This is a genomic window from Kluyvera ascorbata ATCC 33433 (assembly GCF_000735365.1).
GTDB lineage: Bacteria > Pseudomonadota > Gammaproteobacteria > Enterobacterales > Enterobacteriaceae > Kluyvera > Kluyvera ascorbata.
The window spans coordinates 1-11,508 of record NZ_JMPL01000126.1; the positions used below are offsets into that span (position 1 = coordinate 1).

Genomic DNA, 11,508 nt, shown 5'->3' on the forward strand with positions numbered 1-11,508 from the left:
ATGATGTCTGGCACGATCCGCTCCCTCTCCCTTTTTAAGGGAGAGGGTTGGGGTGAGGGTTAATGCACGGTGCAACTATCAGAACAGCACCGAATAGTTCAACCCAAACGTCCGTCCACGACCTTTGTAGTCATACAGCGAAGCCGGGCCATAGCCAGGGCTGTAGTACATCGGCGCACGCTGACCCCACACGGTGGTGTAATCACGGTCGAAGAGGTTTTCAACGCTAAAGCTCAGCTTACCAACCGGCAGAGCGTAGCTGCCGAGCAGGTCTATAGTGGTGTAACCATCAATCTCATTGCCCGCTTCATCACGCAGCTTAAACGACGTTGTGCTCTGTACGCGCAGGCTCCATGGATCTGGCGCCCAGCCGATATAGGCGGTGGCTTTTGACGGGCTTGCAACCTTCACGTCATATTTTTCCCAACTGCCGTTCACCTTCGACTCGGTTTTCAGCACGTTGAAGTTACCGCCGGTGCTCCAGTTGGTGTCCGGAATAAAGTAGTCCACCGCACCTTCCACGCCGTAAATGCGACGTTTGTCGTCGATTACGCTGATGGTCAAATCATCGTTAGCCTTCACGTTTTTGTTGGAGATGGAATAGTAGGCCGCAACCTGCGTGCGCAGGTTGTCACCGGTGTAGCGCCAGCCTAACTCGTAGGAGTTGACTTTTATCCCTTCCAGTTTACTGCCATCGACGTTGACGCTGTTGATCAGGTCGCGATGGCCGTTGACGGCTGCAGCATAATTACCACGACCGTAATATTTTCCTGGATCGGGAAGCTCTACGCCCTGAGAGAAGTTAAACCAAGTCTGCTGACGCTCGGTAAGATGCATCAACAGCCCGGCGTTCAGCAGCACGTTGTCGTAGCTGGTCGAGCCGCCCGGAATGGCATCCGCTGATTTTATCGTACCGGCGGCAATCTGCTGCTGCACCGCGTAGCCGACAAAATCATCCACTTTGTTCTCGGTGTACTGATAGCGTACGCCGCCGCTCAGAGTGAAGATCTCGTTGATGTCGTAGCTGGATTGCAGGAACGCGGCCAGGTTGCTGATGTCGTAATCCGGGTAGCGGCCAGTCGTATAAATTTGCTGGTTATTCATGCCGCCAGAAGCGCTAGCTTTTGGTAGGTTGAAGAACATCTGGTTTGAGGTAAAGCGCTCGTGATCGGCATCCAGCCCGTAGGTCAACTGCCAACCGTCCAGCGGCGTGCTGTTCAGTGTCAGCTTCGCACCGTACTGATTAGTGTCCTGCTGTGAAGAAGATAACGCGGTGACCTTCATTTGTTTGTTGACGGACGGGAAGGAGTAGAACTTCAGCGACTCATCGCGATAGTAAACCTGACCGACCAACTCCTGGCCGAGGAAGTCGCTATTTGAATATTGCAGGCTTATCAGGTGACGCTCGGTGCCAGGAATACGATCTGAGTTCAGCCCGCTGCTGACGTACGGCTTGCTGGTGCCGGAAATGGCGGAGAAATCTTTCCCCAGATTCAGGCCATAATCATCATCGCCCTGGCTCTTGTAGTACTGGGTCACCAGCTGTAACTGCTGGTTTTCATCAATATTCAGCGTCCCGGTGCCCATCAGATCCAAACGGTCGGAATACTGTAGCCCGGTCTGGGTGTTGTCCAGCAGGGTGGCGTCGCCGTTGCCGTCGTACCAGCCGCCAAACTTCTGATAGGCCACCGACATGCGCCCGGAGATATGTTCGTTACCGCCGGAGACGGCGCTGGCGATACGCTCGTCGTGATCTTTACTGCTGTTAAAGCCGCTCTTCGTTCCCGCTTCAAACTCAACCTGGGTTTCCGGCTGGCCTTTTTTGGTCACGATATTGATAAGCCCGCCGGTACTGCCGCCGCCGTACAGCGAAGTGGCGCCGGAGATCACTTCAATGTGTTCGATATTGAACGGGTCGATGGAGTCGAGCTGGCGGCTGTCGGTGCGCGATGAGTTGAGACGCACGCCGTCAATCAGAACCACTAGCGGGCGACCGCGGACGTTCATGCCGTAGTTGGTGCGGCTCTGGCTGCTGACGTCCAGGCCGGGGATCAACTGGGCCAGCGCGTCTTTCAGCTCTTTACCGCCCTGAATCTGTTGTTCCAGTTCGGCATTTTCGATAACCCAGGTGGTTTGCGCCATCTCGGCTACGGTGCGGTTATTACGGCTGGCAGATACCACCATATTTTCGTCATCGCTTTGTTGGGCGACGGCGGGCGCCATCATGGCAAGCAGCAAGGGGTTAAGCGCCCAGAGAGTATATTTCTTATTAATCATCATCATTCCTGCGCACGGGCAGACAACGATCGGCCCAAAGATGCGCGTAGTGAGTTAAAGAAGCAGCGCGGTGCTGCATGTTTCCCGGCAGGCGGCGTTCGAGGGGAACGGCGATTGCCTGAGACTGGTACTACCGCGTCCGATAGCGGGGAGGATCGGCACGCAGCAAGTGAGACGAAAAAATGAAAATGGGAAGTTTGTAGATAACGTTTCTCATTATCAATAACTGATTTTGATAGTTGCATATTCCTTCACACTTTGAATAATTTTTTTTCGTCCTGAAATAACCACGTAAATAACATGGAATAAGCGGTGGGATGGATATAAATAATTATTTTGACTCGCTGCTTAACCTATTTATTTTCCCTATGACGAACTGCGCTATTACCGTGCGCGGATGTGCTGTGGCGGTGCGGTGGAATATTTAATGATGACGTTGGTTTTATTTTAATTTCATTAAAATCAATTTCTTATATATTTGGCACGAGCATTGCTAATTGAATTCCATCTTGTATACCAACAGGAATTCAACGATGAATATAATAACGGGACAACGCGCGGCGCTTTACTTCCCCGCCTTGCTCTTTCTCCTTTTAAGCGGTCTATTGACCAGCCTTCCGGCGCGAGCCGGTGCGGCGGCCGATTATGGTCATGCTAGCCGCACCGAGCAGGCGCAGCTGCTTCAGGCGTGGGCGGCCGCACCGCAGGCTGACCGTTTGCCGCTATTGCAGGCGCTGAGCCAGGAAGCGGTGGTGAGCGATGCGCAGGGCCAGCTGTTTACTGAAAAAAATGGCCAGTTAACGCCGCTGGAAGGGAGCGCTGCACCTTCTGGTAGTACCAAAAAAGTGTTTATGAATAACCGCATTCGCGGACTGGTGGCCAGCGCGTTAGCCTCGCACCAACTGGTCAGCAACGACGTAAAAGTGCGTCTGAACGCCGCGCTCACCTTGCAAAATAGCGCTCAGCAGGACCAGCTACCGATGCTCAGACAGCGTCTGGCGGTGGAAACGGATGCTGGAGTGCACACCGCGCTGGCAATCGCCGTTGCCAATTTGCAGCTCTCCGATAGCCGGGCCGAGCAGCGCCTTAGCGCCGTGAAGCTCTTAGGCGAAGCCAGTGACCCGCAGGTGCAGGCGAGCCTCAGCCGACTGACTCAGCCGCAAAATGAACCCGACCCGGCGGTGCGCGCCGCCGCTGCCGAAAGCCTTAATCAGGTACAGCAGCGCCTGAAGTGGGGCGACTGGCTTGGGCAGGCGTTTAGCGGCATTTCGCTCGGCTCCATTTTGCTGCTTGCTGCGCTGGGGCTGGCAATCACCTACGGCCTGCTGGGCGTTATCAATATGGCCCACGGCGAAATGCTGATGCTTGGCGCCTACGCCACCTGGATGGTACAGGACGCGTTTCAACGTCTGGCGCCGGAGTGGCTGGCGCTGTATCCGCTGGTGGCGCTGCCGGTAGCCTTCTTTATCACTGCGGCGGTCGGGATGCTGCTGGAACGTACCATCATCCGCCACCTCTACGGCCGCCCGCTGGAGACGCTGCTGGCAACCTGGGGGATTAGCCTGATGCTTATCCAACTGGTGCGCGTGCTGTTCGGCACGCAGAACCTTGAGGTGGCGAACCCTTCCTGGCTCTCTGGCGGCTGGAATGTGCTGCCAAACCTGGTGCTGCCATACAACCGTATTGCGGTGATCCTCTTTGTGATTGGCGTGCTGGCGCTGACCTGGCTGCTGCTCAACAAAACCCGCCTTGGCATGAACGTGCGAGCGGTGACGCAGAACCGCCGCATGGCGGACTGCTGCGGGGTGCCCACCGGACGTGTCGATATGCTGGCGTTTGGCCTCGGTTCCGGCATTGCCGGGCTGGGTGGCGTGGCGCTATCGCAGCTTGGCAACGTCGGCCCGGAACTGGGGCAGGGGTACATCATCGACTCCTTCCTGGTGGTGGTCACCGGCGGCGTGGGGCAACTGGCTGGCACCGTAGTCGCCGCGCTGGGGCTGGGCGTGCTGAACAAAGTGTTGGAGCCGCAGATAGGCGCGGTGCTGGGCAAAATTGCCATTCTGGTCCTGATCGTGCTGTTTATTCAGAAGCGGCCGCAGGGGTTGTTCGCATTCAAAGGGCGGGTAATTGACTGATGAGCCAACCTATTACGTTAACTCTCGCGCGGCGTGCGCCGCGATTGACCTGCTCGCTGGCGGCGCTGGCGCTGGTGGCGCTACTGGTACTGCCGTTTCTGGCATTGCTGCCAGCGGAAAACCCGCTGGCTATCTCAACCTACACGCTGACGTTGATGGGCAAAATCCTCTGCTATGCGGTGGTGGCCGTGGCGCTGGATCTGGTCTGGGGCTACGCCGGGCTGTTGTCGCTGGGCCACGGGCTGTTCTTTGCCCTTGGCGGTTACGCGATGGGGATGTACCTGATGCGCCAGGCTTCGGGCGACGGCCTTCCCGCGTTTATGTCGTTCCTGTCGTGGACTGAACTGCCGTGGTTCTGGGCCGGCACCCAGCATTTTGCCTGGGCACTTTGTCTGATTATTCTCGTCCCCGGCCTGCTGGCGCTGGTGTTCGGCTATTTCGCCTTCCGCTCACGCATTAAAGATGTGTACTTCTCGATCATGACTCAGGCGCTGACCTACGCCGGGATGCTGCTGTTTTTCCGCAACGAAACGGGCTTTGGCGGTAACAACGGCTTTACCGGTTTTACTACGCTGCTGGGTTTCCCGGTGTCAGCGACCGGCACGCGCATCGCGCTGTTTGTCGCCACAGTATTGCTGCTGGCGGGGTCGCTAGCGATTGGCCTGATGCTCACCCGCAGCAAGTTTGGTCGGGTGCTGACTGCGGTTCGAGACGCGGAAAACCGCCTGATGTTCTGCGGCTACGACCCGAAAGGCTTCAAGCTGTTTGTCTGGACGCTCTCCGCCGTACTGTGCGGGCTGGCGGGCGCGCTATACGTGCCGCAGGTGGGGATTATTAACCCCAGTGAAATGTCGCCAACCAACTCGATTGAGGCCGCCATCTGGGTAGCGCTTGGCGGGCGCGGCACGCTGATTGGCCCGATCCTCGGCGCGGGGATCGTTAACGGTGCGAAAAGCTTCTTCACCGTCGCTTTCCCGGACTTCTGGCTCTTTTTCCTCGGCCTGATGTTTATTCTCGTCACCCTGTTCCTGCCGCGCGGCGTGATTGGCCTGCTCAAAAGGAGAAAGCATGACTGATTCCCTGTTCACCCAGCCGCAGCCTCAGGACCGTTACCGCGATACCACCGACCCGGTGCTGCAGCTGGAAAATATCAACGTCAGCTTCGACTCGTTTCGTGCGCTGACCGACCTATCGCTGTCGATTGGCGCCGGTGAACTGCGCTGCGTCATTGGCCCGAACGGCGCGGGAAAAACCACGCTGATGGATGTGATCACCGGTAAAACCCGGCCGGACAGCGGCAAAGTGACCTACGACCAGAACGTCGACCTGATGGGGCTATCGTCGGTGGAGATTGCCCGCGCGGGTATTGGCCGCAAATTCCAGAAGCCGACGGTGTTTGAGGCGCTGAGCGTAATGGAGAACCTCGAAATTGCGCTGAAAATGGATAAATCGGTATGGACCTGCCTGCGCGCCACGCTTAATGGCTCTCAGCGAGATCGTATTGACGACGTGCTGGAGCTGCTGCGGTTGACCGCGCATCGTCATCGCCCGTCCGGGCTACTTTCCCACGGGCAAAAGCAGTTTCTGGAAATTGGCATGCTGCTGGTGCAGGAACCGCATCTGCTGCTGCTTGATGAACCCGCCGCCGGGTTGACCGATGCTGAAACGGACTATATTGCCGAGCTGTTTCGCGGGCTGGCGGGCAAGCATTCGCTGATGGTGGTGGAGCACGATATGGGTTTTGTCGAGACCATCGCCGACCACGTCACCGTTCTGCATCAAGGGCAGGTGCTCGCCGAGGGCTCGCTGCGCGATGTGCAGGCCAATGAGCAGGTTATTGAAGTCTATCTGGGGCGCTAATATGTTACAGGTGAATGATTTAAATCAGTATTACGGCGGCAGCCATATTCTGCGCGGCCTGTCGTTTGAGACCACGCCGGGCGAGATTACCTGTCTGCTAGGGCGCAACGGCGTGGGCAAAACCACGCTGCTGAAATGCCTGATGGGCATCATCCCGGCGAAATCTGGCACGTTGCATTGGCAGGGCAAGCTGATTAACCATTGCAAGCCGCACCAGCGGGTGCAGCAGGGGATTGCCTATGTACCGCAGGGGCGCGAGATTTTCCCGCGTTTGACGGTCGAAGAGAACCTGCTGATGGGGCTGTCGCGCTTTTCTGGCGCGCAGGCCAAAAGCGTACCGGAGGAGATCTACGCGCTGTTTCCGGTACTGCGCGAAATGAAGCAGCGGCGGGGTGGGGATCTCTCGGGCGGGCAGCAACAGCAGCTGGCGATCGGCCGGGCGCTGGCGTGCAAGCCGCAGCTGTTGATCCTCGACGAGCCAACCGAAGGGATCCAGCCGTCGGTGATCAAAGAGATCGGCGCGGTGATTCGCAGCCTCGCCAACCGGGGCGATATGGCGATTCTGCTGGTGGAGCAGTTTTATGATTTTGCCGCCGAGCTGGCGGACAGCTACCTGGTGATGTCACGTGGCACCATCGTGCAGCGCGGGCGCGGTAATGAAATGGAAGCGCAGGGCGTGCGCCAGTTAGTCGCGATATAACAGTGGGGTGGCCGTTGTAGGCCGGATGAGGCAACGCCGCCATCCGGCAATGTGCGCCGAATTGCCTGATGGCGCTACGCTTATCAGGCCTACCAGTTATACCCCTGGCATGCTTCGCGCAGCCGCGACAAAAACTGCTGGGCATTAGCCGTGAGCGCCGATTTCTGCGACCAGACCGCGCAATACTGCGCGGCGGGCAGGGTGGAAACCGGCAGCGTGACGATTTTCCCCTCCAGCTGCAGCGGCTGGCTCATGGCGCGGGCGACGATGGTCAGATAGTCGGATTCCAGCACCATATTCAGCCCGGTTATCACCGAATCGGTGCGCAGCGGTGCAATCGCCAACTGGCGATAAAAGTGAGACAGCTCGTTCTGTAACTGCTGGTAGTAGCCCATCGGCGACTCCGGCAGCAGCCATTTTGCCCGCCGCAGCGCCATTAAATCCCCCTCATTTGCCAGCGGATGCCCCTGGCGCGCCACCACGCAAAACGGGGTGGTGAACAGCGGCTCAATCATCACCCCTTCCGGCGGGTGCATCGGGTCGATGGAGCCAACGGCCAGGTCTATCTCACCGCTACGTACGCCGGGCAACAGCGAAGAAAGCTGCCCTTCCTTCAGCGTGAGCGCCACCTGCGGCAGCGCCAGCTTAAAGGCGTCGGCAACGGCGGGAAAAACCGTCAGCGCAATGAGCGACGAGTAGCCGATGGTCAGCCGACCGTGGGTAGCGTGGTTAATCTGCTCGACCTCGTCGGCGGCGCGCCGCAGTTCCTCCAGCACCCACTCTGCACGCTGCGAAAACGCACAGCCTGCTTCGGTCAGGGTGATGCCTTCTTTGCTGCGTAATAAAAGTTGCGTCCCCAGGGTTTGCTCCAGCTCACGCAACGTGCGGCTGAGCGCGGGCTGAGACTGCCCCAACTCGCGGGCGGCCGCACGGATGCTGCCGCTGCGCGCTACCTGCTTTAGCGCCTGTAGCTGGTTCACTTTTGGTAAATATTTCACCGCTTACCCCTATCAGAAAAAAGCATCACCTATAGAAAAATTACATCTTCCCGCCTTTCGGGTAAAGCGCCAGGATACGTAGGGGCAATCGTCCTCACACAACATCTATTCCAATGAGACACAAGGCGGAAAAAATAATGAAAAGTCAGTCTCAAATGATCTTTTTGCTGTTTATTGGCTACGTATTTGTCTACATCGACAAGACCGTGACCGGCTTTGCTTTATTGCCTATCGAAAAAGAGTTTGGCCTTAACGCCGAGCAACTGGGCTATATCACCGGGATCTTCTTCCTTGCTTATTCATTGTTTCAGGTGCCTGCTGGCTGGCTGAACGATCGCATTGGCTACAAAACCATGCTGGTGCTGTCGCTGGCGGCGCTGGGCATTTTCGCACTTTGCTTTGGCGCGTTGGGCGCGAGTTTTGGCCTGCTGCTGCTGTTTCGTTTTCTCTCCGGTGTGGGCCATTCCGGCTATCCGTGCTCGTGCGCCAAGGCGGTGGTCAGTAATTTCAGCGTTGAGAAGCGCACCTTCGCCCAGTCGATTTTGCTCTCATCCGCGGGGCTGGCGATGACTATCGGGCCGATTATCGCGGTGAACGCCCTGGCGATGATGGGCTGGCATACCTCGTTTACCGTACTGGGGGTGATGGTCTGCGTGATTGCCGCACTGATTGCCCTGCGCGTACCGCGCCAGCAGGTAACGCCGAGCGTGAAAAAGCAGGCCGTTTCCGGCGCGTCGCTGTGGCGTAACCCAACGGTTATCCTGCTGTTTCTGTCGATTTTCTGCGTCAATATTCCCAGCTACGGCCTGATGGCGTGGCTGCCAAAATTCTTCGTCCAGCATATGGGAATGTCGCTGTCGGCTTCTGGCTATGTGGTGGCGGCGGGCGGTCTTGGGATCTGGATCTCCTCGCTTGGCACCGGCTGGCTGGTGGGCAAATACTTCCTCAATCGCGAACCGCTGGTGATTGTGATTAGCGCCCTGCTGAGCGCCGCGGCCATTTTTTCTATCTTCCATGCTGCGACGCCGCTGACCGCCAGCCTGCTGCTGTTTGTTGGTGAGGTCTTCCTGATGTCGACGTTTGTCACCGCCTTTACGCTGCCGATGAAACGCCTGCCGGAGAATATGATGGGCTCGGCGATTGGCCTGATTAATACCGGCGGCACGCTGGGCGGCTTTGTCTCACCTATCGTGATTGGCTACCTGGTGGAGAACACCCACGGTTACGCCAGCGCGTTTACGTTTCTGTCACTGGCGATGGTCTGCTCCGCCCTGGCGGTGCTGCCGCTGATGAAGCGCCGTAACGTCGCCAGCCTGCCTGTTGTTGAGTAGAAGGATAATCTGATGAATCACACCACTGAACAGTTAATCTCCGCGGCCTTTGAAGATGCGCTGCGCTGGCGTCGCCATATTCACGCCCACCCGGATTTATCATTTCAGGAGAAGCCAACGGCGGACTATATCGCCCGCGAACTGGCGTCATTTGCCGGTCTGGAAATCAATCGCCCGGTGGAGAACTGCGTGATTGCCGTGCTGCGCGGTGCGCACCCTGGCCCAATGTGGGCGCTGCGCGCCGATATCGACGCGCTGCCGCTACAGGAAGAGAGCGGTGAAAGTTTCTGTTCAACCGTGCCCGGCGTGATGCACGCCTGCGGTCACGATGCCCATGCGGCGATGCTGATGGGGGCGGTAAAAGTGCTCTGCCAGCTCCGCGATCGGCTGCACGGCAACATCAAGTTTATCTTCCAGCCTGCTGAAGAAGTCCCGCCGGGCGGGGCGCGTGAACTGGTGGAACTGGGCGTGGTGGACGATGTGGAGCATATTTTTGGGCTGCACGTTTTTCCGACCAGCCCGGTAGGGACGATCGCCTTAAAAGAGGGCGTTTATGTGGCCTCCAGCGACAACTTTGATATCACCATTCGCGGCAAGGGCGGTCACGGTTCAATGCCACAGCACTGTATCGACCCGGTGACCATCGGCGCTGAAATGGTGGGGGCGTTGCAGCAGGTTGTGGCACGCAATATCGATCCCGGCACTGCACCAGTGCTCACTATCGCCACCTTCCAGGCCGGTGACAGTTATAACGTCATTCCCGACAGCGCGCGGCTGGCAGGCACGCTGCGTACCCATAATCAGCAGGTGCGGGAAGCTGTGCCGGGGCTGATGTCGCGGATTGTGAACGGCATTGCAGCGGCGCACGGCGCGGGCTGCGATATCCAGTGGCAGAAAGGCTACGCGGTGGGTAATAACCATGAGGTGACCAACACGATTGCCCGCGAAGCGATTGACCGCCACTTCCCGGCGGGTACGCTGAAGCTGGAAGAGAAGGCGCTGTTCGGCAGTGAGGATTTCTCTTCCTATCAGGAGAAAATTCCGGGGACGTTCCTGTTTATTGGCTGCGGTAATAAAGAGAAAGGGGCGACGTGGAACGTGCATAACCCGCATTTCCGCATTGATGAGGATGCGCTGGCGGTGGGGATTAAGACCCATATTGCGCTGGTGAGTCAGCTGTTGAATATTGAGTAAATTTCCCTTCATCCGCCCCCTATTCCCAAAGAGAAGAGGGGGCGTTTTGCGCTAATTGATGTTAAGCGAATAAACGGCGGGCAGCGCACCGGCTGATTTCACTAGCTCAAGCGTGATTTTTGACGCAGTCATCGGCGTCTTCAGCGTATGGTGGCAAAGCGAATGGTGGTTTTCTTTCACTTCTGTAATCAACAGGTTATCAACCCATAACCGGTAGTGGGTGACGCAGTGAGGCGTAACCGCCTCGGCATGGCCCATCTGCACGGTTTCCATCGCATTATCGAAATCGTTATCCAGCATCAGCGTCAGCGAGCGGATTGTCTGCGGCGTATCCCATTCCCAGGTCAAACGCGGTGCGGCGTCATCCGGTGCGGGTACCCAGCCGTTAGTCTGCAGTTCCGGGCGCAGGCGGCCGTTGAGCAGATTTTGCACGTTATAGCAGCGCAGCGGTGTGGCGAAACGCAGGGCGGGCATCACCTGATGAGGGCGGCGGCGCGGCACCCAGAAATCAAATGCCTCAACGCCGAAATCACCGTCAACCACCTGACGAGGGTGCTTCGCAACGCGAGCATTCTGGCTGTTGAAGACCGTCATTATGCCCGGTAGCATTAAATCGCTCAGCGCGATCTCAACGTCACTGTTGCGCTCAAAGGCGATAAACAGGTAGCGGTCGGCATCGCACTTGCCGTTAAATTCCACGCGGTATTCGCCAGCTTGCTGAACCGACAGCGTACGTTCGTCCAGCAGCGTGTCGGCGCAATAGTTGGCGGCCTTTTGGCTGCTCAACAGGCTAATTTTTACCGTCTGAGAGGCCGCTGCCCGCAGGGTAAAATGCAGCGCCGGAAGCGACTCATCTGCCTTCACTGGCAGTAACAGCGCCATGCGTTCATCCAGCGCCATCCAGCGACCGCTGGCGGGAAGTTCGCTCAACGCCATTTCACTGCTGGCGGAGACCCGCGCGCCGCGCGCCGGATCGCGTAGCTGCTGGCGTGGATATAGCAGCCGGACTGCTG

Annotated in this window: 8 protein-coding genes and 1 pseudogene; 6 read left to right on the top strand and 3 right to left on the bottom strand. The window is 57.7% G+C overall.

The window, feature by feature from the left end; translation table 11 throughout:
• Positions 1-78: 78 nt before the first annotated feature.
• Entirely contained in the window at positions 79-2,280 is a 2,202-nt protein-coding gene (iutA, locus tag GKAS_RS20045) for a ferric aerobactin receptor IutA (protein ID WP_035896796.1), read from the bottom strand.
• A gap of 530 nt (positions 2,281-2,810) precedes the next feature.
• Here iutA and urtB point away from each other — a divergent pair.
• Genes urtB through urtE form a run of 4 tightly spaced genes read left to right on the top strand, consistent with a single transcriptional unit; the run spans position 2,811 to position 6,972 of the window.
• Entirely contained in the window at positions 2,811-4,412 is a 1,602-nt protein-coding gene (gene urtB, locus GKAS_RS20050) for an urea ABC transporter permease subunit UrtB (protein ID WP_081918587.1), read from the top strand.
• Positions 4,412-5,488 carry an urea ABC transporter permease subunit UrtC gene (urtC, locus tag GKAS_RS20055; protein ID WP_035896798.1) on the top strand — a complete coding sequence of 359 codons (1,077 nt, stop codon included), beginning with the start codon at positions 4,412-4,414 and terminating at the stop codon, positions 5,486-5,488. Before urtB ends, urtC begins: the two co-directional genes overlap by 1 nt.
• Positions 5,481-6,272, top strand: coding sequence for an urea ABC transporter ATP-binding protein UrtD (gene urtD, locus GKAS_RS20060; protein WP_035896800.1), 792 nt, complete (start codon positions 5,481-5,483; stop codon positions 6,270-6,272). The genes urtC and urtD overlap by 8 nt, the downstream gene beginning before the upstream one ends.
• Before the next feature lies 1 nt (position 6,273).
• Complete coding sequence (urtE, locus tag GKAS_RS20065) at positions 6,274-6,972, top strand: urea ABC transporter ATP-binding subunit UrtE (protein ID WP_035896802.1); 699 nt, start codon at positions 6,274-6,276, stop codon at positions 6,970-6,972.
• 89 nt (positions 6,973-7,061) lie between these two features.
• Here urtE and GKAS_RS20070 read toward each other — a convergent pair whose 3' ends face one another.
• Complete coding sequence (locus GKAS_RS20070) at positions 7,062-7,970, bottom strand: LysR substrate-binding domain-containing protein (protein WP_035896804.1); 909 nt, start codon at positions 7,968-7,970, stop codon at positions 7,062-7,064.
• A 137-nt stretch (positions 7,971-8,107) separates the two neighbouring features.
• Here GKAS_RS20070 and GKAS_RS20075 point away from each other — a divergent pair, with 137 nt between their 5' ends.
• Positions 8,108-9,301 carry an MFS transporter gene (locus tag GKAS_RS20075; protein ID WP_035896806.1) on the top strand — a complete coding sequence of 398 codons (1,194 nt, stop codon included), beginning with the start codon at positions 8,108-8,110 and terminating at the stop codon, positions 9,299-9,301.
• A 12-nt stretch (positions 9,302-9,313) separates the two neighbouring features.
• Complete coding sequence (locus GKAS_RS20080; RefSeq protein ID WP_035896808.1) at positions 9,314-10,495, top strand: amidohydrolase; 1,182 nt, start codon at positions 9,314-9,316, stop codon at positions 10,493-10,495.
• Between the two features lie 51 nt (positions 10,496-10,546).
• Here GKAS_RS20080 and GKAS_RS25155 read toward each other — a convergent pair.
• Positions 10,547-11,508, bottom strand: a pseudogene (locus GKAS_RS25155) (FAD-dependent oxidoreductase); the annotation flags it as partial.

What these genes read in the sequence shown, in the direction of transcription:
- GKAS_RS20080 (WP_035896808.1), top strand. Translation starts at nt 9,314, where the DNA reads ATGAATCACACCACTGAACAGTTAATCTCCGCGGCCTTTGAAGATGCG.
- urtB (WP_081918587.1), top strand. Translation starts at nt 2,811, where the DNA reads ATGAATATAATAACGGGACAACGCGCGGCGCTTTACTTCCCCGCCTTG.
- urtD (WP_035896800.1), top strand. Translation starts at nt 5,481, where the DNA reads ATGACTGATTCCCTGTTCACCCAGCCGCAGCCTCAGGACCGTTACCGC.
- urtE (WP_035896802.1), top strand. Translation starts at nt 6,274, where the DNA reads ATGTTACAGGTGAATGATTTAAATCAGTATTACGGCGGCAGCCATATT.
- iutA (WP_035896796.1), bottom strand. Translation starts at nt 2,280, where the DNA reads ATGATGATTAATAAGAAATATACTCTCTGGGCGCTTAACCCCTTGCTG.
- urtC (WP_035896798.1), top strand. Translation starts at nt 4,412, where the DNA reads ATGAGCCAACCTATTACGTTAACTCTCGCGCGGCGTGCGCCGCGATTG.
- GKAS_RS20075 (WP_035896806.1), top strand. Translation starts at nt 8,108, where the DNA reads ATGAAAAGTCAGTCTCAAATGATCTTTTTGCTGTTTATTGGCTACGTA.